This window comes from Liquorilactobacillus cacaonum DSM 21116 (assembly GCF_001436735.1).
GTDB lineage: Bacteria > Bacillota > Bacilli > Lactobacillales > Lactobacillaceae > Liquorilactobacillus > Liquorilactobacillus cacaonum.
Genome location: NZ_AYZE01000016.1, coordinates 91559 through 116323, shown reverse-complemented (window position 1 = coordinate 116323; position 24765 = coordinate 91559). Strand labels below are relative to the sequence as shown.

At 34.8% G+C, this 24765-nt stretch carries 22 protein-coding genes; 7 read left to right on the top strand and 15 right to left on the bottom strand.

The window, feature by feature from the left end:
* Positions 1-53: 53 nt before the first annotated feature.
* The gene (locus tag FC80_RS08595; RefSeq protein ID WP_057829725.1) at positions 54-410 is read left to right on the top strand and encodes a DUF4828 domain-containing protein; all 357 of its coding nucleotides are present in this window, start codon (positions 54-56) and stop codon (positions 408-410) included.
* 130 nt (positions 411-540) lie between these two features.
* Here the strand turns inward: FC80_RS08595 and FC80_RS08590 are convergent, their stop codons facing one another.
* The 4 genes from FC80_RS08590 to FC80_RS08575 are packed head-to-tail and all read right to left on the bottom strand — an operon-like array spanning position 541 to position 5569.
* Entirely contained in the window at positions 541-738 is a 198-nt protein-coding gene (locus FC80_RS08590; RefSeq protein WP_057829724.1) for a heavy-metal-associated domain-containing protein, read from the bottom strand.
* A 20-nt stretch (positions 739-758) separates the two neighbouring features.
* Positions 759-3017: a heavy metal translocating P-type ATPase gene (locus tag FC80_RS08585; RefSeq protein WP_057829723.1), complete on the bottom strand. Its 2259-nt coding sequence runs from the start codon at positions 3015-3017 to the stop codon at positions 759-761.
* Between the two features lie 9 nt (positions 3018-3026).
* Positions 3027-5099 carry a heavy metal translocating P-type ATPase gene (locus FC80_RS08580; protein ID WP_235807265.1) on the bottom strand — a complete coding sequence of 691 codons (2073 nt, stop codon included), beginning with the start codon at positions 5097-5099 and terminating at the stop codon, positions 3027-3029.
* A gap of 29 nt (positions 5100-5128) precedes the next feature.
* Complete coding sequence (locus FC80_RS08575; protein ID WP_057829722.1) at positions 5129-5569, bottom strand: CopY/TcrY family copper transport repressor; 441 nt, start codon at positions 5567-5569, stop codon at positions 5129-5131.
* Between the two features lie 170 nt (positions 5570-5739).
* On the opposite strand from FC80_RS08575, the gene FC80_RS08570 reads away from it, so the two are divergent.
* Positions 5740-7668: a heavy metal translocating P-type ATPase gene (locus FC80_RS08570; RefSeq protein ID WP_083486962.1), complete on the top strand. Its 1929-nt coding sequence runs from the start codon at positions 5740-5742 to the stop codon at positions 7666-7668.
* A 145-nt stretch (positions 7669-7813) separates the two neighbouring features.
* On the opposite strand, the gene FC80_RS08565 is transcribed toward FC80_RS08570, so the two are convergent.
* From FC80_RS08565 to FC80_RS08540, 6 genes are all read right to left on the bottom strand, one after another.
* A complete protein-coding gene (locus FC80_RS08565; RefSeq protein WP_057829721.1) occupies positions 7814-8503 on the bottom strand; it encodes a cysteine hydrolase family protein in 690 nt (229 codons plus the stop codon).
* A 14-nt stretch (positions 8504-8517) separates the two neighbouring features.
* A complete protein-coding gene (locus FC80_RS08560) occupies positions 8518-9858 on the bottom strand; it encodes an APC family permease (RefSeq protein WP_057829720.1) in 1341 nt (446 codons plus the stop codon).
* Between the two features lie 28 nt (positions 9859-9886).
* A complete protein-coding gene (locus tag FC80_RS08555; RefSeq protein ID WP_057829719.1) occupies positions 9887-11257 on the bottom strand; it encodes a glutamine synthetase family protein in 1371 nt (456 codons plus the stop codon).
* 288 nt (positions 11258-11545) lie between these two features.
* Complete coding sequence (locus FC80_RS08550) at positions 11546-11869, bottom strand: hypothetical protein (RefSeq protein ID WP_057829718.1); 324 nt, start codon at positions 11867-11869, stop codon at positions 11546-11548.
* A 12-nt stretch (positions 11870-11881) separates the two neighbouring features.
* Entirely contained in the window at positions 11882-12280 is a 399-nt protein-coding gene (locus tag FC80_RS08545; RefSeq protein ID WP_057829717.1) for a VOC family protein, read from the bottom strand.
* A gap of 81 nt (positions 12281-12361) precedes the next feature.
* Entirely contained in the window at positions 12362-13183 is an 822-nt protein-coding gene (locus FC80_RS08540; RefSeq protein WP_057829716.1) for a DUF2785 domain-containing protein, read from the bottom strand.
* A gap of 268 nt (positions 13184-13451) precedes the next feature.
* Between FC80_RS08540 and FC80_RS08535 the strand changes: the two genes are divergently transcribed.
* From FC80_RS08535 to FC80_RS08525, 3 genes are read left to right on the top strand one after another with little or no spacing between them, the layout of a single operon-like run.
* Positions 13452-14501 (top strand): efflux RND transporter periplasmic adaptor subunit, encoded by a 1050-nt coding sequence (locus FC80_RS08535; RefSeq protein ID WP_057829715.1) that lies wholly within the window; start codon positions 13452-13454, stop codon positions 14499-14501.
* Complete coding sequence (locus FC80_RS08530; RefSeq protein WP_057829714.1) at positions 14498-15190, top strand: ABC transporter ATP-binding protein; 693 nt, start codon at positions 14498-14500, stop codon at positions 15188-15190. The genes FC80_RS08535 and FC80_RS08530 overlap by 4 nt, the downstream gene beginning before the upstream one ends.
* Complete coding sequence (locus FC80_RS08525; RefSeq protein WP_057829713.1) at positions 15180-16367, top strand: ABC transporter permease; 1188 nt, start codon at positions 15180-15182, stop codon at positions 16365-16367. Before FC80_RS08530 ends, FC80_RS08525 begins: the two co-directional genes overlap by 11 nt.
* Before the next feature lie 136 nt (positions 16368-16503).
* Here the strand turns inward: FC80_RS08525 and FC80_RS08520 are convergent, their stop codons facing one another.
* Complete coding sequence (locus tag FC80_RS08520; RefSeq protein WP_057829712.1) at positions 16504-16992, bottom strand: PASTA domain-containing protein; 489 nt, start codon at positions 16990-16992, stop codon at positions 16504-16506.
* Positions 16993-17560: 568 nt separating this feature from the next.
* Between FC80_RS08520 and FC80_RS08515 the strand changes: the two genes are divergently transcribed.
* The gene (locus tag FC80_RS08515) at positions 17561-19198 is read left to right on the top strand and encodes a peptide ABC transporter substrate-binding protein (protein WP_057829711.1); all 1638 of its coding nucleotides are present in this window, start codon (positions 17561-17563) and stop codon (positions 19196-19198) included.
* 198 nt (positions 19199-19396) lie between these two features.
* Here FC80_RS08515 and FC80_RS08510 read toward each other — a convergent pair whose 3' ends face one another.
* A complete protein-coding gene (locus tag FC80_RS08510) occupies positions 19397-20146 on the bottom strand; it encodes an EcsC family protein (protein ID WP_083486961.1) in 750 nt (249 codons plus the stop codon).
* A 218-nt stretch (positions 20147-20364) separates the two neighbouring features.
* Between FC80_RS08510 and FC80_RS08505 the strand changes: the two genes are divergently transcribed.
* Positions 20365-21297 (top strand): site-specific integrase, encoded by a 933-nt coding sequence (locus FC80_RS08505; protein WP_057829710.1) that lies wholly within the window; start codon positions 20365-20367, stop codon positions 21295-21297.
* Here the strand turns inward: FC80_RS08505 and FC80_RS08500 are convergent.
* The 3 genes from FC80_RS08500 to FC80_RS08490 are packed head-to-tail and all read right to left on the bottom strand — an operon-like array spanning position 21286 to position 24738.
* Positions 21286-21870 (bottom strand): restriction endonuclease subunit S, encoded by a 585-nt coding sequence (locus FC80_RS08500; RefSeq protein ID WP_057829709.1) that lies wholly within the window; start codon positions 21868-21870, stop codon positions 21286-21288. The two genes, FC80_RS08505 and FC80_RS08500, sit on opposite strands and share 12 nt — an antisense overlap.
* Positions 21871-21880: 10 nt before the next feature.
* Positions 21881-23485, bottom strand: coding sequence for a type I restriction-modification system subunit M (locus tag FC80_RS08495; protein ID WP_057829708.1), 1605 nt, complete (start codon positions 23483-23485; stop codon positions 21881-21883).
* 26 nt (positions 23486-23511) lie between these two features.
* Complete coding sequence (locus FC80_RS08490; protein ID WP_057829707.1) at positions 23512-24738, bottom strand: restriction endonuclease subunit S; 1227 nt, start codon at positions 24736-24738, stop codon at positions 23512-23514.
* Positions 24739-24765: the final 27 nt, after the last annotated feature.

Genomic DNA, 24765 nt, shown 5'->3' with positions numbered 1-24765 from the left:
AATGTTATATTATACTTTGAAATCAATAAATCACTGAGAGGGGCGCACTACTAATGAATCACAAGCAACAGGCTAATCATGGATTCAACCTGCGAAGTCACTTCAATCCCCTTGCTTTATTTAAAAAGAAGGTATATGTAAACAATCTGCCTAACTTCTACGTTGGCAAGTGGAACTTTACGGATGATTTCAGTGGGAAAGTCCATCTCCTTGAAATTAATGAAACACTCACTATACTAATTGACGGTCGTAAGTTGCCTGGAAAAATAACCAAACTTGATGATAAAGAATTAATTTTTATTGACAGGTATGGATACCAATTACGCCTCGATGCAACTGAAAAACATCCCATCAGTTTATTTGACGAAGCTGACAACCGTGTTTATCCAATTGTCAAAATAGATGGTTAAGACTAGAGCTTTTAATAGAGCCCTTTTTTTTTGCAAATTTTTCTAACAAAAAAAGAGCCATACTGATTCTCATCCAGTATAGCCCCTCATTTAACAAATGAATATCTTGTTCCAGTTTTATTATGCGTTTCTAAATTTTTACGCTATAATGTGTTCCTTCTAAAGATTCTTGCAATTTATTCTCATCAAAATCACCTGCTACAACTGCCTTGTTGTCTGCTAGACTTACCTCAACTTTTGATACACCTGAAATACCTGAAAAAGCCTCTGTTACTTTTCTTGCACAGCCGTCACATTTCATACCTACAATATCATATGTCTTTTCCATAATAATCACTCCTTATTTTTTCACGCTTTTTTAGGCGACCTAAATGACTTAAGACGCAGCGCATTTAATAAAACTGAAACCGAACTAAAACTCATGGCAACTCCTGCAATCATTGGATTGAGCAATGGACCACCAAATAAAAATAAAATTCCCATTGCCACTGGAATACCTAGCATATTATAGGCAAATGCCCAAAATAGATTTTCTTTGATATTGCGAATTGTTGCTTGACTTAACTGATACGCCACCTCAACATCAGCTAAATCGCTGTGCATCAATACAACATCTGCAGCATCTATTGCAACATCTGTACCAGAACCAATGGCAATTCCAACATCAGCTTGTGCTAGAGCAGGAGCATCATTTATCCCATCACCAACCATTGCAACTAATTTTCCTTCTCCTTGCAAAGCTTTTACATACTTTGACTTATCAGCTGGCATAACTTCACTTTTTATTTCAGTTATTCCAACTTGTTTAGCTACCGCTGCTGCTGTCTTAGCATTATCACCTGTTATCATCAACACGTTAAGTCCTGCCTTCTTTAACCTTATGATTGCTTTTTGGCTGGTTTTTTTTATAGGATCTGCAACTGCAATGATGCCTGCTATTTGTGAGTCAACAGCAACCAACAATGGTGTTTTCCCTTGACTCGCAAATTCATCAGCTTGAAAAACTACTTCAGAAATGTCAATCTGACTTTCTTGCATCAATTTTGTATTACCTAAACTAACGTGGATGTCTTGTATTGTTGCTTGAATTCCCATTCCTTCAATCAGTTGAAAATCTGTGGATGGTAGAATTTTTATACCTCGTTTTCTTGCATATTCCAAAATTGCTTTTGCGAGCGGGTGTTGTGAATTATCCTCCACAGTTGCTGCAAAACTAATTAACTTATCTTTTGAATATTCACCAAAGGACAAAATATCTGTAACTGTAGGATTCCCTGTTGTAATTGTACCTGTCTTATCTAAAATAACTGTTTCAATATTCTTAAGTGTTTCAAGTGATACACCACTCTTAAAAAAGACTCCATTCTCTGCACCTTTACCAGTACCTACCATTATTGCCGTTGGCGTTGCTAATCCAAGTGCACACGGACAAGCAATCACCAATACAGCAATCATAATTGTCAATGAAAAGCTAAATGACTCATGGCCTATCAAGAACCACGCTAATCCAGCCATTAAAGCTAGTACAATCACAGTTGGAACAAAAATTGCTGAAACGCGATCTGCTATTTTAGCGATAGGCGCCTTTTGAGATTGCGCATCTTCTACTAATCTTACAATCTGTGATAAAACCGTATCATTTGGAGCTTTCGTAACACTTAATTTAAATATTCCAGTTTGATTTAAAGTTCCTCCAATTACCGTATCTCCCTGACCTTTTTTCGTTGGCATACTTTCACCCGTCAATAAAGCTTCATCAACGTTTGATTTCCCTTCAATTATTACTCCATCTACTGGTATCTTTTGCCCCGGTCGTACTATTACAATATCCTTTAGTTTTAGCTTCTCAAGAGATACTTCCTGTTCTTTTCCATCAATCAAAACATTGGCAGTTTTGGGGACCAAATTCAAGAGCTTTTTTATTGCTGAAGAAGTTTTGCCCTTTGAAAGTATTTCAAAGTATTTACCAAGTGTAATTAACGTAAGAATTGTTCCAGCTGCCTCATAATATAATTGGTTGATGTAACTAAAGTTACCTCCAAAAATCATGACGGTTCCAAATAAACTGTATATAAAAGCGGCTCCTGATCCCAGAGCAACCAATGAATCCATATTTGGATGTCCTTTAAACAAAGCTTTCAGCCCAATTCTAAAATAATCACGATTTAAAACAATTACAGGCAAAACAAGTAATAGTTCAATTGCTACAAATATCTTTGGATTAGCATCTGGATTCATGAATCCAGGTACCCACAGTCCAAACATTGAGCCCATCGCAACATACAATAATGGAATAATAAATATTGCTGAATAAATAAAGTGATTCCATAAATTACTTATTTGTTTTGTTTTTGCAAGTGTTCGTCTTTCTTCTTCATCTGCTGCTCCGGTCAATAACTTTGCCCCGTAGCCCGAATTTACTACAGCTGCTATGATTTTTTGTTCATCAAGTTTGCTAGAATCATATGCCACATTCATTTTTTCGGTTGTTAAATTCACACTCACATCATTTATTCCTGCCAACTTGCCAACTGCTTTTTCAATCGTTAACGAGCACGTGGCGCAAACCATCCCATCAATTGCATAATCTTCTTTTTTCGTAGTCACTCACCTCCATCAATCTATCCTTAATGTCATTGCATTGATAGCAACAATAACTGTTGATAATGACATCACAATCGCCCCAACAGCCGGGCTTAAAACAAATCCGAATCCAGCAAGTAATCCCGCTGCTAAAGGTAAGGCAAGAATATTATATCCTGCTCCCCACCATAAATTCTCGACCATTTTGCGATTAGTTGCCTTAGCTAAGTGTAAGAAATTCAAAACATCTTTAGGATTGCTCTTTACCAAGACCACATCTGCTGAATCAATCGCAACATCTGTCCCTGCCCCAATTGCTACTCCAATATCCGCTCGTGCTAAACTAGGAGCGTCATTGACTCCATCGCCAAGCATCATCACATGATGATTTTTTTCTTGATATTCCCTAACAATTCTTTCTTTATCTTCTGGCTTCAGCTCCGCTTTTACAGTTATTTTCCCAAGCTGAGTAGCAATTTTTTTTGCAGCTAATTCATTGTCCCCAGTTAACATTACAGGCTCTATCCCCATTTGATGTAACTGCTCAATAAATGTTTTGGATTCATTCTTTATTTGATCACCTTGTGCAATCAAACCAATTATTTTCTCATCACTAATTAGATAACTAATTGAATTACCTTTTTGTGCTAATTCATCAAATTGCTTCTGATTAAAATCAATTTGTTTTTTCTTCAAATAATTAGCAGTTACAAGTTGGTACTCTTTGCCAGCTATTAATCCAGTCACACCTATACCTTTAAGTGTCTGTACATTTGAAGCAGATTTAATATCTAAGTTGTTTTTCTTTGCCTCATTCAAAATACCAGTTGCTAGTGGGTGACTTGAACTTGTTTCTAATTGTGCCATCAATTCAAGGACTTCATTTTTTGTATATTGACTGTTTTCACTTTTTATTTCATTTACTTTAAATATACCTTCTGTTAGAGTTCCAGTTTTATCCATCAGAACAACATCAAGCTTTTTTACTTGTTCAAGTGCCTTTCGATTGCGTAAAAGTAATCCATTTGTAGCAGCTAAAGAAGTGCTTCTAGCAACAACTAATGGAATTGCCAAGCCCAAAGCATGTGGACATGCTATCACTAACACAGCTACCATTCGATTAAGTGCTGTACTCATATCTGCAAGATTTAACCAAACTAAAAATGCAATAATTCCAACCAAAAGAGCTGCATAAAACAACCACTTTGATACTCGATCAGCAACTGATTCAGCCTTTGATTTATCTTGTTGTGCTTGTCCTACAAGTTTACTAACTTGGGCTAGATATCCACTTTGACCAGTGCCTGTTACCTTAACTACTAAAGTTCCATCACCATTAAGAGAACCACCGATTACCTTGTCGCCCAATCTCTTTTTTACTGCTTTGGATTCACCAGTAACTAAAGCCTCATTTACCGCACTTGTTCCACTAATAATCTCACCATCAGCAGGTACTTTTTCACCCGCAAGAATCTTAACGACTTGTCCCTCTTCAAGATCTTCTAGCTTGATATCTTGAGTTCGACCATTTTGTCCAAGTAGATGGGCCTCTCCAGGTAATAGCGCCGCCATCTTTTCAACTGCATTTCCTGCACTCATTGTTGCATTCATTTCAATCCAATGGCCCAACAACATTATAACAATGAGACTTGCTAATTCCCAAAAAAAGTCCATTACATGAGCTGCCCCAGAAACAAAATGATTTATAACAAATGCATAAAGACTATAAATATAAGCTACACTTATTCCCATCGTAATCAATGTCATCATTGCTGGAGTTCTTTCTTTTAATTCTTGCCATGCTCCAGTATAAAATGGCTGCCCACCATAGAAAAAAAGGAACGTTGCTAAAACAAGTACTAGCCAATCTGAGCCTGTAAATGAAAAATTAAAAGGTAACTTTAATCCCATAAAAGATGAAAGTAAAAATATAGGAAGTGAAACAACAAATGATAACCAAAACTTCTTCTTAAAATCACCCATGTGGTGCATATGTCCCGACATCTCATGATTCATTTTGCTGTGATCCATTTCTGGCATCTCATGATTCATTTTATTGTGATCCATTTTCGACATGTCATGCTCTATTTTTTTATTATCTTTCATGCCACTCCCCCACTTTCTAATTACTTACACTAACAACAACCATCTTTTATTTCTTTTGGTAAACAATCGCAACTAACCATTTTCGGAGCAAATTGTTCTTTTTTTACTAATATCTCTTGCATTTTTTGAATATCATTTTTGCTTAGTTCTAATTTGGACAGCAAATTGATTATCACTTGTCCTTTTTTCATGTTACATAGGTGTTCGAACAATTCACTAACTGTTTCGTTCATCGCATCTTTTTCTTTGATTGTTGGATGGTAAATAAATTTTCGACCATCCTTATGCGTCGTTAACATTTTCTTACTAACTAATCTGCGTAACAAAGTTTTAATTGTTGATTCAGTCCATGAACGTTTCTCTTGCATCAGTTCAATCACTTCAGAACTACTTGCACCTTTTTTTGTCCAAATAATTCTCATTAGTTCCCATTCTGCCGGGCTCATTTTAGTTGCATTGATTTCACTCATTAATTCCCCTCCTCTTGATTTACATTTGTAACCACAAGCTAATAATATTATTTAAGTTTACAATTGTCAACAATAATTAATTTGACAACGGAACTCCTTTTTCATATTATTATATATGAACATATATTCATTTATTCAAACTTATAAATTACCATCTGGAGGCGATACCCATGAAAATTTATTTTACTAACCAAAAAAGCAGGCAGCAGATCTTTTTAATTTTGATTAGCATTTTATTGTTAATAAGTGCTCAAATTTCACCAATTGCCTTTATACAACTAGTACTCTATCTTCTTTCTTATTTACTAGTAGGCTTTGGTGTTATAAAGAATGCTGTAATTAATATCTTTAACCATGATTTTTTTGGTGAAGAATTTTTGATGACTATCGCTACAATTGGTGCTTTCTTGATTGCCCAGTATCCTGAAGCAATCGCAGTTATGCTTTTTTACAGAATAGGCGAGATGTTTAATGACGCTGCTATAGCAAAATCAAAAAATTCAATTGCTGACATGCTCAGTATTCGTGCAAATATAGCTCACTTATCTATTAACGACAAGACACAAGATATCAAACCTGAACTGCTAAAAATTAATGATCATATTATTGTTAATCCAGGTGAAAAAATTCCTGTTGATTCTATAGTTGTTGCTGGAGCCGCATATCTTGATACCAAGGCCTTAACTGGTGAAAGCAAACCAAATTTTGTTACTACAGATGATTATGTTCTTAGTGGTACAATTGTTACCAATTCACCCTTACGGTTACTCGTAAAAAAAGAATATAAAAATTCAACAGTTTCAAAAATCTTGCAATTAGTCCAAGAAGCTTCAAATAAAAAGACACAAACAGAAACCTTTATAACTTCTTTTTCTAAAATATATACACCAATTGTTGTGTTTCTGGCTATATTGCTGACAGTAATTCCAGTCCTACTATCTCAACCACTCGAAACCTGGCTCTATCGCTCATTAATGTTTCTTGTAATCTCATGTCCTTGTGCCCTCGTTATTTCTGTCCCATTAAGTTATTTTGGTGGAATTGGAGCAGCTTCAAAAAATGGGGTTTTAATCAAAGGCAGTAATTATCTTGAGCTTTTAAATTCAGTTGACACATTTGTCTTTGATAAAACAGGAACACTCACCAAAGGGGCATTTTCTGTTTATCAAGTTATTCCTAATCAAAAAATTTCAAAAGATAAATTATTAGCTCTCATCGCCGCTATAGAAAGTGTCTCACCGCATCCAATTGCTAAGTCCATTGTTTCTTATAACACAGCTAATGACATTCAATTCACTGCCCATGACATTAAAGAACTAGTAGGACTTGGTGTATCTGGCTACATCAATAATACACAGTACTTTGTTGGTTCTGCTAAGTTAATGAAACAACTAAATTTATCACATAATTTGCCACTGCCTACTATAGGCTCACTTGTCTATCTTGCAGACAAAAATAATTACTACGGCGCAATTGAAGTTGCTGACACAATTCGAACCAATACAATTGCTATGCTAATGGAATTAAAGAAGGCTGGAATTAAAAAAAATATCATGTTAACTGGTGATAATTACAAAATAGCTACTGCTGTAACAAGGCAACTAGCCCTTGACGATGTAAAAGCTGAATTATTACCCCAAGATAAAGTTAAAGAATTATCCAAGATTAAACAACAAACGAATAATAAAGTAGCTTTTGTTGGCGATGGATTAAACGATACTCCAGTTCTTGCGCTCGCCGACATTGGAATTGCCATGGGGGGACTTGGATCAGACGCAGCAATTGAAGCAGCTGATATTGTATTAATGAAAGATGATCCCTTAGCGATTGCAAAAGTTTTGCAAATTGCCAAAAAAACACGTTTGATAGTTCTTGAAAATATTACTTTGGCAATTCTTGTTAAGTTAATTTTTCTTGGATTAGGTGTCTTAGGAATAACAACGATGTGGGAAGCAGTTTTCTCTGATGTTGGTGTAACATTACTTACAGTAATAAATACCCTTAGATTGCTCACAACTAACTATGATAATAATCCACCAACTCCTATGGCCCCTCTTAAAGAAAAAACTGGTGTGTCTAAAAAAGCTTTAGAATATTAATTTATACTGTATAACTATATAAATTAATAAGATTCTAGCTATGTATAACATTTTCAGTACTGAAATTCACTTTATTCTTATTCAAATAAAAATAGCGATGATAGATCAATTTTTATTTCTTGATCTACCATCGCTATTTTAAAAGTTATTCATTCAACTCGCCAACTAACTTCTCAATCTCAGCAGTTGACATCACATCACAATAAATATGATTCATTATTTTTAACTCGGCCTCATGAACGTCCATTGTGGCTCCTGCACATGCATCTTCAGCCACGATGACATTGAACCCTCGATCTGCTAAATCTCTAACAGAAGTTGCAACACATTGATCTGTCACCACTCCAGTTACGATAACTGTCTTAACTTGAAGATTATTTAATAGTTGTACATATGCTGTCCCGTTAACGACACTGTCTGTTGACTTTTCGACGACAATGTCTTCTTCCATTGGCTTTAGTGCATCAATTATTTGTGAACCATAAGTCGATTTTGGCAACAATATATTATTCCAGCCTGGTCTACGTTGCACTGGAGATCTATCACGACCGTCAGTCCTAAAGCTTGCTATTCTAGCATATGAAACAAGCATGTCTTCTTTGCGAAATACCGATAACAGTTTCTGATTATTGGGAATTACTATTTGATTTATTCTTTCGTAAAAAGGAATCCATTGAGCGTAAGTACCTTCTTCTTTGAATTTTGCTGCATCACCAAAATCATCAAGAACAAATTCATTTTGCATGTCTACAACCAATAAAATAGTGCTTTCTTTTTTTATTGGATATACAAAGTCCCCACTACTATTTGTAGAGTAATATAACGTGTCTTCCATCTAAAAATCCTCCATTATTTAAGCTTGACTTCTCTTTTTTTACCAGAAAGAATCAGCCCAATTAAAATCCAAGCAACAACAATATACGGGAATAAATTCATTGGAAAAGCTGGCACTGGCCACAAATTGCTATAAATCGGATATATCAAAACAATTGTACCTATGATTGGAGAAATCAGGTGTTTCCAAAAAGAAAAATGTTCTCGATGAGTTGTGAAATATTTAATCGCTCCAAGATTAACCATAACATACACCAATAACAATGAAATTGTTCCTAAAGTTCCGCAATAATTATAAAAATTGGTTGGGCCGACTTTTAATCCAAAAATCGCGTATGCAACTAATGCAATTAAGGAAACTGTGTCTAGTGCATGAGTAGGGGTAGTATTTAGCGATTTGTCATTAGAAAACCAAGCCGTGAGATAGCCATTATTTGCCAATGCCTTCATCATAAAAGCTGCTGCATTCATTGCCCCCAGATAACAAGCAAAAAAACTTGTGCAGCTCGCAAAATCAATGAATACCGCCATATAGCTTCCAACATATTTAGTAGCTAAATAATTAAGAGGTGCAGCTGAATTTGCTAACTTAGAGATATTACCTGTTCCAAATCCAATAACTTGAGCATAACTAACAACAACATAAAAGATAACTGCAAAAATGACGGTCCCTAAGATTGCAACAGTAATAGCCTTATTTGGCTTTTTAGCCTGGGGCGCAACAGTTGCAGCACCTTCAAAGCCAGCAAATGATAGTAACGCAAAAACCATCCCTGTTCCAAGACCACTAATTGACGTTCCTGATAGGCTAAATGGCTTCATAGAATTTCCATGAGCACCTCCGGAAAAAATAATTACCAAAGCCAATATTGCCAAGGCTGCAACTGAAATCAATTCCAAAACTAAAGCAAATCTTGTAGAAAATTCAATTCCTTTATGGCTTAGCCACCATCCTGCAGCTAATGCAACAACAATATATACCGGTATGGGCAAGCTTAATCCAAAATGTTTAAAAAATACATCAGCAAAATTCGAAAAAATACTAACACATCCAACAGTAAATGCAATATATGTCAGTGTTAATGCCCACCCCGATAAAAACCCAATTCGTTCACCAAATGCTTTTGCATTATATGCATACGCAGAACCTTCTCCAGGAATGTGATGCGCTAATTCTACAAATGAAATTCCAACGAAAAAAATCCCCAGACCTCCTAAAATAAATGCTAATGGAACTGCTGTACCTGTAGCTGCTGCTGTGCCCGCTGTATTAAATGCCATTGCTCCAGTAGGTGCAACAACCGCAATTGATAGCCCAAAAACTTCAAGTAATGATAATTTTTTTTGCTCTTTCATCTTTATACCCCTCATTTTAAGTTCATTATCAGTAAATTAACCGATGCATTTCCGCAATTTTAGCAGGTGCAAATCCCTCATATAGTTTAACCTCTGATTTTTTCACTTTATAATATGCCTCTAATAACTTGTTAGGAATTTCTTTTTTAAAGTACTGATCATTTACTAACTCTTCAATTGCTTCTGAAAGTGTGGTAGGAAGTTGAACTATCCCCATATTTTCTCTTTGCTTATCCGATAATGCTGCAGGGTCAACATCAACTGGTTGACCTGGCTCAATCTTGTTTTCAATTCCATCAAGACCTGCAATTAAAATCCCAGCAATTGCAAGATATGGATTTGCAGATGCATCACTGGCTTTCAGCTCAATATTCATTGAGTTTTCTTGATTATCCCAATAAGTTGAAGGAATTCTGACTGCTGCTTCTCGATTATCTTGCCCGTATGTAGCGTAGGCAGAGCTCCATTCACCTGGTTGTAATCTTTGATAAGAATTAACCGTCGGACACGTCAAAGCCACAACTGCTTTAATGTGTTTGAGCAATCCGCCAACAAAGTATTTACCCAATTGGCTTAACTTCATTTCATCATTAGCATCATAAAGTGCATTCTTTTCATCTTTAATGTTCCACAACGATAAATGAATATGACCACCATTACCTTCTGTTTTTAATATCGGCTTTGGTGCAAAAGTTACGAGTAAATCACGTTGCTTTGCGATTGTCTGTAAAACTCTTTTGAACCGCATCTCATTATCAGCAGCACTAAGCAGGTCAGTAGGCGCCATTGAGAGCTCATGTTGCCCAAAGCCTGCTTCTGGATAATATTGCTCTGCATCTATTCCACTATCTTCTAATGTTTCTAAAATATCTGGAAGCATCTCATAAAAAATATCAGTGGCATTCATAGCGAAACAAGGATGTTCATCAATTACTTCAAACTCTTTTTCATTATTTTGTTTAAAATAAATAAATTCATTTTCGTACGTTCCAATAGTTTTTAATCCTAGATTTTCATATTTTTTGAGCACATTTTGCAATAGCCATCTTGGATCTGCCTCATATATTTCTCTTGAAGTCTTATAGTGATTACACATTACTGTTGCAACTTGCTTTACACTAGGAACAAGTGTCAAGGTAGATAAATCAGGAATCAGTCGAACTTCACCCACTGCAGTCATCCCCATGATATCTTGCAGTTGATCATGTGAATTCATGCCAAACATTGCCCTTGTTATCCCGATTCCACTTGTTAAATGATTTCCTAGTTTTTTAACTGTAATTGTCTTTCCCCGCGCGATTCCATTGTAATCGACGTATACAAATTCAATCAATTTAATATTGTTAGCCGCGATAAATGCTTGCGCTTTGGCGATATCTTGCACATTTTGTTCACTCATTTAAATCCTCCCAACCACTTTGAATAACTAACAAACACTTACCTAGATACACTTTACCAAGTTGCATAAGTGCAGTTCATGTTAAATATAAGTTTCAGATAATTATACATTAAAACAGCTAATTATCAATAATTATTCATAAGTAGTTAACATAAATAAAAAAAGATGGTAATTATTTTATTTTCCATCTTTTTCTTGCAAGTTTTTATTTTAATCTAAACTTAATCATCCTATAATTTTAACATTTTTAACTATAATCATTTTTTGCTTATACACCCATTACAAAATCTACCTGATTAACGCACTCACAAAAGCCGTGATAATCACAACAAATAATATGCCTACAACTACCATTCCAAATGGATTCCTTGGATTTATCGCCCACCCTAATCCATAGATTTTTGGTAAGAAAATTGGTGAATTTCTCCCCTTATATTCTGGGAAAGTAATCCAATAGCGATAAGTTCCTATCCCTAAAAGAATTAAAACTGAAATAAATATTAGACTCATCATCCACTTATTGTCAGGGTTACTAAAAAGTGCCCCAATTAAAATAACAATCGTTAAAAGCAACATTCCAATATCCAATAATTTTAATTTCTTATTATTCAAGATTGGCTCCTCCTATTTTTCATAGACAATTTCAACTTTTATTCGATCTGGGTCCTCAAAAAACAATGCATAATTATTATTACCACTTGCATGTGGATACTTTGCTGCATACAACTCCATATAATTTTTTTCGTGTACTTCCTCACGTATCTCATCAACTATCTTTGAAGAATCAACATAAAAAGCTAGATGATTCAATCCCACCGCTGTTCTATTGTAATTAGGAGTTATTTTCTTAGTTTCTACAAAAACGATATAGGTGTCCCCAAGAGAAAAGCTCACCCCTTGATTCCATTTTTGATAAAGCTGATAGTTAAGTTTATTAACTAGCAACCATTCCCAAAAACTAGAAGTTCTCTTTAAATCACTAACGTAAAGTTCAATATGGCTTATCATTCCCGTTTTTTTCATATTCACGTCCCTATATACTACTAAAAATTTAAAAAATCAAATATCCAATAATTATCATTACAAAGAGCCAAATAAAAATGCCTAATATCCCATCTTTTTATAATAGTCTAGAATTTTTAGTTCCACATTTTTTTTGATTTTTGGATAGTCAACTAGAAAAAAATACCAATTCTGCATAATACGAAACCATGTAACTAATTGATAGTATGACTCTAAACTATCTACTAAACTTTCGTATTGCTTCCACAATTTATTATCGAACATATCAATGAATTTAATAAACATTTCCTCGGAAATGGTGTCAGCTCTAATTGCACATAAATATGCATAAGCAATTCTTGTTTCTTCTTCATCACAGAATGGTTTTTTTAATTTCGAAATAATTGCTTCAATTGGATTAAAAATATTTTTAATTCCGATACTTTTAAAATTCTTATGTCCCAATGCTGCTCCTAGTAAATCACTTCCGTGTGCAATTCCATGTGCCCATCCTTTTGCAGGTATAAATCCTCGAAAATCCGTTTCTCTAGTGACATATTCAAAGGACCATTGAAAAATAATCAGACGTTGATTATCTGTAAAAATTGGGTTTTGACTATCAGAATCAAGCAATATTGTTCCCAAAAGTGCGCTAAATGATCTCACAAAAATCTTATCAGATTTGGCACCATCAATTCCCTTAAATAAGCCTCGATCCTTAATATAAAAATCGATAATTAACTTTTTTTGAGAATCACTAAAAAGGTCTTCAGAAAACCCTCTAGCAAAAAGAGTATAAATTATATCATCTCTTAATTGTGGATTTGGATCACCAATATTTTCCAACATAAATTTCACTTGGTCATCTTTAAAATTTATTTTGATTGCTGGTAATTCTAATAATTTCTCCAATTCATTTTGCACTTATTTCACCCTTTATTATTATTCATAAACTTTTCCTAATTCTTATCAATTGAAACTATTTTTTTCTATCTATGTATTATAGTATTATTTTTTGCAACCAAATTGACAATGTTCGTAAAAAATATATTAATTTACTAAAAATATATGAAACTTTTAATACAGAAATAAATAAAGTTATTGCAATTCGTTATATATTAAAAAACAAATATTTTTCAGTTAAATATATGTTATCATCTAAAGATACAAACTATATAGGGGTGCATCATAGATGAAAAAATGGAAAATCATTGCAATTGTTATCGGGGTTATTGCTTCACTTTTAATTTTCTTCAGTGGCGTTTTCATAGTTGTTAAAAATCATATACATAATAACATTAAAAGTGAACAAACTAGTGAATATGTAACACAAAAAGCTCAAAAAGTCACTTCACTAACATTAAGTGGTCATGTAAGTCCAATACAAGAACGTGACTACACTGTTACTAGCAAAGAATTGTCAGCAATGAAAATTGAAAATGGTCAACAAGTTACGCAAGGTCAAGTTCTATTCACTACATATAATCAGTCAAATGCCACAGAACTAACTGACCTTAAGACATCCTTAGCAAAAGATCAACGTGATCAAACACAAGCAACACAAAAACTTCAATCAGCTAAAACAACTCTAAATCAAATGAATAAAACCGACGATGGTTACAGTGACGCACAAGATGCCGTTACTAGTGCAAATAACGATCTTGCAGATTTAAACTCAAGTATCGCTACCACACAAACAAAAATTAACCAAATTACCAAAGAAGTCTCTCCAAGTACCACAGCCCCATTTGCAGGCAACATTACTCTCACTTATGATGATAGTGGCAATGCCAAGATTAATCTTATTTCATCAGATATGCAAGCAATTGTCCAAGTCTCTGAATATGATTATTCAAAAGTTAAAAATGAATCATCTGTTTTGATTAAGGCAGTAGCAACCGGGAAAAAACAAAGTACAGTTATCTCACTTGTATCCCTTCATCCTACAAACACAAACAGCTCTACTTCAAAGTACGATGTCTATGCTAATGTAGATAGCAATACTTTTATTGATGGGCAAACGGTTGAAATGACTGTTGCTCAACCGGGAATTGTTATTCCACTATCTAGTCTTTACAAGGGAAAAGTATTCATTGTTCAAAACAGAAAAATATATAGTAAGTTAGTCCATGGTACCAAAAAAGATGATACTTATGTTGTAGCTTCTGGTATTAGTGCAGGTGACAAAGTTATAACAAATCCCGACAAAAAATTAAAAAATGGGGAGTCGTGGCCAAAATGATATTGCTAGAGAAGATAAATAAATTCTATCGTCAAGGCAACCAAATGGTCCATATTCTTCATGATATTTCTTTGACAATTGAGCAAGGAGAATTTGTCGGAATTATGGGACAGTCTGGTTCAGGTAAATCTACCTTAATTAATATTATTGGCTTCTTAGATCGTCAATATCAAGGTGATTATATTTTCAAAGATGAAAACATTAGTAAGTATAATAACAAAAAACTGACTACTCTGCGCAACCAAAATGTCGGTTTTGTCTTTCAAAATTTTAAATTAATTCAGAATATGAGTGTTGCCGAAAATGTTGCTTTACCGCTAATGTATGCGGGCTTTAAGAAAAAAACAATTAGAAAAAAAGTGTCCGATGTACTGACAAAGGTTGGTCTTGCCGGTTACGAAAGAAGTGTACCAACACAGCTTTCTGGTGGACAACAACAACGTGTTTCAATTGCACGAGCAATCATTGGAAATCCGACATTTTTAATTGCCGACGAACCAACTGGAGCCCTCGATAGCCAAACATCAAAAGAAATCATGACACTTTTTAAAGATTTGAATACAACTAATAAGACTACTATCATTATAGTGACTCATGATCCCCAAGTTGGACAACAAATGGATCGACTTTTAACTATTTTGGATGGTCACTTGACCTCGGATTCGGGGGTACATAAAAATGAAATTTAGTGATTTATTCAAAGTTGCTTTCAGATCGCTTTTGGCCAATAAACGGCGGAGCTTACTAACAATGATTGGTATTATTATCGGAATTGCTTCTGTTATTACAATTATTGCTCTTGGAAATGGCGTAAAACAGAAAATGATTTCAGAGTTTCAGACTAGTAATTCTGGGGAACAAACTACTGAAATTAGTTATGATGGTGAAGAAAGTGCTAGCAGTGGCTTTACGACATCAGATGTGAGTCAAGTTAAGCAACAATTTGGACGGGAGCTTTCACATGTAGAATTCAAAAAAGACACTAATAATATCTCAATTAATTCTGCTACTGTGGGGAACTCAAATGTAGGTACTAGCTTGTCATTGCTTAAATCACCAATGTCTAGTAGCCGCTTGATATATGGCCGCAATCTTTCAAAAGCCGACTTAGCACTTGACCAACACCTTATTTTGTTGAGTAGTAAACTTGCAAAAAAAGTCTATGGAAACGCTAAAAATGCTCTTGGAACTGCTATCATGATCAATGGTATTTCTTATCGCGTTAAAGGTATCTTCAAACCATCTGGCTATGATAAGTACAGCGTCAATTTTTTACTTTCACAAAAAACATATTATTCTGGAACAACTATTAACCGTGCTAATACATTGAAGTTAACAGTCAAAAAGGGCTATGGAGCTTCAAAGGTGACTAATGAAGTTGTGAGTTATCTTAAAAAACATGGGCAAAATCGGCGTGCCGGTAACTATTCTTACTTTGATGAAGGAGCGCTTCTTAAATCCATCTCAACCGTAATGGATGTCTTAACTTACTTTATCAGTGCAATTGCTGGAATTTCACTTTTTATCGCAGGAATTGGTGTGATGAATATGATGTATATCTCTGTTTCGGAACGAACTCAAGAAATCGGAATTCGGCTTGCTGTTGGTGCAACACAGAAGAATATTCTCTGGCAATTCTTAATGGAGTCAATCATGCTGACTGTTGGAGGCGGATTAGTTGGATTCTTGATTGGTTGGGGCTTTTCCTCAATGATTTCGTTGCTCATTCCATATCATATTCATGCAATTGTGACTTTGGGCAATTTTTTGCTCGCATTTGGAGTCTCTTCGGCTGTTGGAATCATCTTTGGGCTATTGCCGGCAACACAAGCATCAAAAAGGAACTTAATTGATATTTTAAGATAAGAGTATGACCTTTACAGGGAAAAGCCTTATGAAGTATGTGAGTGTCCATTTAATGGATCCAACTTCATAAGGCTTTTTTCTTTGGCTTTCTTCATTAGTACATTTTTAGTACATTTTTCAACCTCTATTTTGCTGATTACTTATTATTTTGCTTTATTATATGGGCCTTTTCTCCAATGCTAGTCACGATTTTTTTTGATTTTTCCCCCACATTTTTAACTGTTTCTTGCTGTTTTTGTTTCTTATTAGCTTTCACCCTATTTTTTTCTTCTAATAATTCTTTGCTATTCAAAATAGTTGTCTCATCAGCATACTCTAACTTTAAAAAAGTCCCCGGGGCAACACTGGTTCCTACTCTTGGTGCAACTCTCAATACAACTTCGACTTTTTTTGTAGCATACTTTGGATGTGCTTCGACTTGCATCTTTCCTGTTTGAAACCCGTAACTTTCAAGAACCTTAATTGCTTCATCAAGTGGCATTGAAAGAACATCTGGAATCTTGACATACCCATCGCGCTTGTCGATTTGTTTTCGCACAAATTTTGTAGCTTGTTCTGTCACAGTTGGTGCAAATATCTTCCCTGTTGTTTTTATAATTTTCCCGACGATTTTTACTTTTCCCATGATACTCCCCCATAACAAATATTTTGAACTAATTATAACTTACTTGGAACAAATCAGGTTCTTTTTTAGTCTCCCTAAGCATTGCCTAGATAAAATTTACATTGACTTAGACCTATCTTTTATTTATACTATTGAATCAATAAGAGATATGGACGTTGAAGGAAAGAGTAACTGAGTCTACTTGATAAATAGCGACTGTTGATAGTGAAAGAACAGCATCAAGAACTTAGTGAAGATGAATCTGGAGTTTTATCACAAGTGCAAGCTCGTGATACGTGTTGACTCGATACCGTCAGATACATTGCTATGCTAGCTGTGTAATATTAAGATCATGAAGTTATTTCATGATGAATTTGGGTGGTACCACGACTATCAATCGTCCCGGCATTAATTTGCGGGGCTTTTTTTAATTCAAAAGGGGGAATAAACTCATGTCACGAGTTCGGTATCATAAAATTGTTGTCTGGCTTATTTGTTGGCGTGGGAGTTCTAGGGGTGGAACAGCCATGTAGACTTATAACTTTTTTGCTACATACATCTGATTAATTAAAAAAACGGGGGACAAAAAATGAATTTCAAAAAAACTCTTATCATGTCAACTTTATTTGCAGGTCTGTTATTATTGCTAGCAGGTTGTGGCAAACAAGCTACTAGTAATGGAACAAAACAAACTTTAAACCTAAGTGCTACTGCACCTCTAAGCACCATTGATATTTCAAAATCAACTGGTTTTGGCCAAACTGGCAATGTCTTTGAAAGCTTCTATCGTCTTGGGAAAAATGGGACGACAACCGCTGGGCTTGCAAAGTCTGGTAGTGTCTCCAAGGATGGTAAAACTTGGACATTCAAAATTAGAAAAGCTTATTGGAGTAATGGTGATCGAATAACCGCACAAGACTTTGTATATTCGTGGCGTAGAACAATAAATCCAAAGACTAAATCACCATATTCTTATTTATTTAGTGGGATTAAAAATGCAGACGCAATTATCGCAGGAAAAAAATCAGCTAATCAGATTGGAATCAGTGCACCAAATAAAGAAACTGTTGTGATCAAACTTGACAAAGCTATTTCATACTTCAAAGTTTTAATGGCTTATCCATTGTTTGGACCACAAAACCAAAAAGTGGTTGAGCAATATGGCAGTAAATATGGTACACGTTCACAATATATGGTTTACTCTGGTCCCTTCACAATCAAGGCATGGAACGGAACCGGCAACAACTGGAAATTTGTCAAAAACACTCATTACTGGGATAAAAAAGTGGTAAAACTACATCAAATTAATTATACTGTCGTTGAAAACCCAACAACAGGTCATGAATTATATCAACAAAACAAGCTTGATATGACGCCACTATCAAACCAGCAGGTCAAAAATTACCAAGGTACAAAGGAATTTAAATCTTATCCATACTCTTATATCTCATATTTAGCTTATAACTTTAAAGACAAGGATGCTGATAAAAATAAAGCACTAAATAACCGCTATATCCGCCTTGCAATGTCTTTAGCAATCAATCGCCAAGTCCTAACTAAGAAAGTTTTAGGTGATGGTTCTTACATTCCAACTGGCTTTGTAGCCTCTGGGCTTGCAAAAGATCCAACAACAGGTCAAGATTTCTCTAAGGAACAGGCAGTTAAAAATACTGTGACTTACAATGAAAAACTTGCAAAAGAATACTGGAAAAAAGGGTTGGCAGAAACTGGACTAAAAAATTTGAAATTAACACTGCTATCCTCAAATGATGACAGCAGCAGCAGTGTTGTCTCACAATACTTGCAATCTCAATATACAAAAGTCCTCAAAGGTCTAACTATTACCGTTCGTAGTGTTCCTAGCAACAATGCTCTCCAAAGTGCACAAGATGGCGACTTTGACTTGTACTTATCTGGATGGGGCGGTGATTTCAACGATCCAATCACCTTCTTACAAATTCCATTAACTGGAACTTCCTATAATTATGGAGGATATTCAAATGCGAAATATGATGCATTGATTAAAAAAGCTCAAAATGAAGATGCTAATGATACAAAAAAACGCTGGAATGATTTGGTCCAAGCAGCAAAAATCTATAACTCAGATCAAGGTGTAACACCAATCTATCAACAAGTTACATCATATTTACAAAAATCAGATGTAAAAGGAATTATCCATAATACCGCTGGAACGCAGTGGAATTACAAGTATACGTATATTAAATAACATTTAAAAAAGCAAAGAACCATGGTGTAAAAACGATAACCATGGTTTTTTTGCGTATATGATTTGAAACTTATAAAGCTTTGTTAACTTTATAAGATTGCACCATTTAATTTAAAAATTTAAGTATTAAGTTTTGTACAATAAGACGTATTATTGCATTTAATATTCTTAACATTTCTTCACCAATCCATTTTATATTTATTTAATATTCTCTTTATTAATGATTTCACCATCACCAATATTTATTCCATTAATCGTAAACGTATTCTTAGCAAGTTTCCCGATACTTTTAGTAGTAACACTATCAAACGCCCCACCAACAATCGCGCCTGCAACCGGGACAACCTTCCATAAATTAATAGCTCCTTTCGTTCCAAATTTTGTTATTAACCTAAAACCAACTGCTTGATTTATTCTCACCAAAGTCTTACCTGGAATTTTTTTGATTGCCCCAAGAAGCATTTTGTTACCTATAACTACCCCTGTTTTCTTCATAATATCAGCTACTGATGTACCGGCTAAAGTAGCATACACAAAAGTTTGAACCTGATCACTATTAAGGTCATATCCACGTAACAAAGCAATCGCAGCAATCATCCTCATTTGAAATAAAATAACTGTGGACACATTTGCAGGGACTGTGACTGGTAGAGTTAATATACCACCAAACCCTGTAACAAACCCAGATGTAGCAGCCTTAGTTGTCTGATAAGAAATTAGCTTATCAATTGCGGTTTCAACATCATAACGTTTTAAGTAGTCATCAACTAACTTATGAATATCCTTTTGCCCTGGCAAACCAGTTAAAGTTTTGTCATACGCCCAATCAAGCGTTTGTAACATTTTTTCTTGTGATACTTCCGTTGCTTGAACCGAAGTTTTTTTAATGTTTTCTCCCATGTTTCCAATATTTGATATTAATTTTCCAGTTTTATCAAAAATTTCCATAATCGCCCACCCTAAATATTTTTTAGTTTAACTTAACTAGTAGTTAACAAAATTAGCTTACTCTACAAATAACCTGATAATTATCACAATTATAAACTATAATAAAATATATTTGTATAAATTTATTTTTATCAATTACATTTTCTCCTTTCTTAGTTAAATTCCTCTTCATCAGCGTGGGGCATTCTCTCAAAACTATAATAAAAGGAGCAATTAAAATGTCTGAAACTAAAAATACGAAACACGAACTCTTCTACAAGTACTATGCACGTTGGATTCGAATCTATAAGGAAGATGCTATCCGAAAGGTAACTTTACAAAAGTATCTGATGACTCAACAATGGTTAGAAAAACTAATCCCTAATCTCGAGATATGCCAGCTCAATCGAACAGCTTACCAACAATTACTAAATGAGTATGCACGATCTCACGAACGTCAAACAACAATGGATTTTCATCATCAGTTAAAAGCTGCAATTTTGGATGCAGTTGATGAAGGATGGTTAGCTCGAGACCCAACACGCAAAGCTATCATTAAAGGAAAAACGCCCCGACCTAAAAAACAAAAATTCTTAAATCAATTTGAGGTTCATAAGTTACTTACCGATTTAGATTTAAGTACTACACTCAATTGGGATTGGATGATACTTCTAATAGCCAAAACCGGGATGCGATTTTCTGAAGCACTTGCTTTGACCCCTGCAGATTTTGATTTTTTGCATCAGTCACTCACTGTTAATAAAACTTGGGATTATAAAAATGATACTGGATTTTTACCGACCAAAAATCTCTCATCCAACCGCAAAATTCAAATCGATTGGCAAACAGTTATTCAATTCACTGAATTAATTAAGGGTTTACCAGAAAACGAGCCAATATTTGTAAAAGGAAAGATTTGGAATTCCACTCCAAATAAGAAATTAGAAAAGCACTGCAAAAATGTCGATATTCCGGTGATTACTATTCACGGCTTACGACATACTCATGCTTCGTTATTACTCTTTGCTGGAGTGTCGATAGCCAGTGTAGCTCGTCGTTTAGGACATGCTAGTATGACAACAACACAAAAAACATATCTACATATTATTGCAGAGTTAGAGAACAAAGACGTTGACATTGTTATGCGATCTTTGTCAGGTTTAAGTAACTAAAAAGGTCTTTGAGAATGACCTACGCTGATGAAGAGCGATGGTGGCGTCAAGCTGTTTGAAAAATAAACCAATCTTCAGTTGTTCCTCAAATTTCGGAAAATAAACAACAAATGACGAAAGGGCTTTTTTGGTGATTGTTTTAATAGTTCCACCAGGAGCTTTAAGTTTTTCAATCTCAAATTTTTGCTGAATTGTATATGCCCAAAATCGTTCGTCAGTTTCTTTTTCGTAGCCTTCGAAAATCAGCAAAGTGCGGTCTACAAATGAATCATACTGCGTGATTGCCACACGTCCGATACTTCCTTGTAATGTAACTACAACCCTGCCTTTTGGAACAAATACGCTTTTGGGTTGAGCTAATTTGCTAATTTTCTGTTTTGTGTTTTCAACTAAAGTTAGTTGGTTAGTCACATCTACAACTTGAACGAATGGCATAGCATCTTTACCGCCATACCACTTCTTATTTCCGTATGGTTGTGGAAATGAACCACGACGATATTTAGCATATTCCCCCAACTTACGCTGTTCCCAATCGTAAGAAAAAAAGCCAAGATATTCATCCTGACTTGTCATGTAATATTAATTATTCTCGATAAGCGCCCAATAACTTGAGTTGTTTCTTAATCTCTTCTTCTAATTTTTCAATTTCTTTGTCATCTTCAGCAAGCATTTTTTGAACTTCATCCAAATCAACAGTCTCTTCTTCCTCAAATGTATCAACATAGCGCGGAATATTTAAATTAAACTCGTTTTCTTTGATTTCTTCCAAATTTGCAACGTGAGCGTACTTTTCAACATCTTCACGTTTTTTGAATGTCTCAATAATCTTATTAATATTATCATCAGTTAATAGATTTTGGTTTTTACCTTTTTCGTAATCATTTGAAGCATCAATAAAGAGAACATCCTTATTATTACGATTCTTCTTGAAAACCAAAATTACTGTTGGAATACTTGTTCCATAAAAAAGATTTGCAGGGAGACCAATAATTGTATCCAAATAATTTTTTTCAATCAAGGTCTGGCGAATCTTTCCCTCAGCAGCTCCACGGAACAAGACACCATGAGGTAACACAATTGCCATTGAACCACTATTGTTCAAATGATACAGGCTGTGTAGTACAAAAGCATAATCAGCCTTTGATGCTGGTGCAAGCTTGCCATAATCACTAAAGCGAGGATCCTTTAACTTGGATTCATCATTATCCCACTTAGCAGAATATGGTGGGTTTGCAACAACTGCATCAAATGATCTTGGACGATCAATTCCCTTTTCATCTGGTCCGTCTGGCCAATCGCTCTCCAATGTATCAGCATTATTTAAATTCATATTATTAAATGTAACATCATGCATCATTAAGTTCATACGAGCCAAATTATAGGTTGTAGTATTGAGTTCTTGCCCATAATACTTAATCGCTCCAGCCTTCTTACCATGTGGTAATTCATTACCAACTGTAAGTAGTAGTGAGCCTGAACCCATAGTTGGATCATAAACACTAAATGATTCATTTGCTTCAGTCAATCCATTTGTTACAACCTTGGCCAAAATTTTGCTTACTTGGTGAGGTGTATAAAACTCACCGCCTTTTTTCCCAGCAGATGCAGCAAACTGACCAATCAAGTATTCATAGATTTCTCCAAGTATATCTTTACCGTCTTCTGACTTATATTCAATATCATTAACCAATCTCACAATATTATTAAGTGACTTTGCTCGAGCAGTGGTAGAAGCCCCAAGGCGAGAATCACCAAGATTAATATCGTTAAAGACACCACTGAAGTCCTGTACTGCATCTTTGTTCAACTCAGTATTCTTATTAAAGTTATCGAAGATGGTCTGATAATCACTTGGAATAACTTGCGAATTATCAATCTTTTCATTTAATGAAACCCAAGTATTATCTGGTGCAATTGCATATCCAAGCGTTGATGAAATATCAGCTAAATACTCCGCTAAATCATCCCCTACCGCTTCTGCTTTATAGGCTTCATTTGCCGTACAATCACCAGGAACATCAATCACGCCATTTGTTACCAAGTACTCTTCTTGATGTTCAGAAAGATAGCGATAAAACATGAATGCTAAAATATAGTTTTTAAATTCTCCCGCATCCATGTTTCCTCGAAGTTCATTTGCCATTGCCCAGAGTTTACTAGTAATGGTTTGTAAATTATTATCTGCCATTTTCTTAATCTCCTTAATAATTTATGTTAGACAAACATTTGTCGCAATAATCCTTTTTTCATTGATTGCAGGTGATCTAGCTTACGCTGATGAAGGGTGATGAGATTGTCGAGTTGTTTGAAGAAGGTACCAATTTTTTGTTGTTCACCAAAAATTGGGACTACAACTGATTGGTGCAGAAATTCATCTACAACTAACTCATTCATCATTGTTCCAAGTTTAGTCGAATGAACAATCGGGTAACGCATGATTGGCTCGTAATGAATATACTGTTTCCAAAATTCACTAGGCATATTTTTTGTTGGCCTTAAAGTTGTGAAGCGTGGTGACATAATGCCATTTCCAATATCATTCAAGACAAAGCGTCCAAACGCAAATTTCTTGCTTGTGTGTCCTTCAAATGCAATATCTCCTCTACGCAAAACTTTATATGTTGAAAGAGAAGCCTCTGATGCGCCATTACCTTCTGTTTTGAAATGCATTGTAGCGATTGAAATAGTTTTATCCACTCCAAACTGTCCTTTATTACGTTCTAGATTTTTCTTGTATAAATCTGATAACTTACGCTGTTCCCAAGCATCTGTAAAACTTGGAAAACGAAATTCAGGAACACCCTCTCCATTTTTTGGAAACATTTTCTGAAGTAATCCAATTTTCATTTTCTTTAAATGTTCTAACCTACGTTGATGAAGAGTAATAGCTTTATTAAAATGTTCTATGAAGTCAACAATTTTCTTTTGTTCTTCGATTGATTTAGGAACTTTGACTATTCCGTCTAAGAATTCTAAATCTGTAATGTTAACATTGTTTCGTGCCCCAACATTTACAAGTGGAAATAAATAAAAATTCAATCTATTTTTGTCTTCAAAATATAATTGAATAATACTAGTATTGATTTCCTTTTGCGCTTGATAAACACAGTAGAGCGAAGGAACAATTCCCACGTTACCTTTGTTTGTTCGAACGATTCCGTTTGGAAATCCTTTTATTGGAGATTTTGTATAAATTAGATCGCCATTTTTAACTACACGATAATTTTTTACTGATTCTTTGGTTGATTTCAAGCCAAAAAATATTCTTTTCGGAATCAACTCTGTACCCAACGAAGCTGCTAAAATGTCTTTTTGATTATATAGACCGTTATTATTTTTATTTCTTGATGGCTTAAATAATTCCCCTAACTTACGCTGTTCCCAAGCTCCTGTAAACCCTGGGAATCTGAGCTTGGGTATACCAATTTCAATATTTTTCATTGTTTATCCTTCCAACTTTTTAAAATT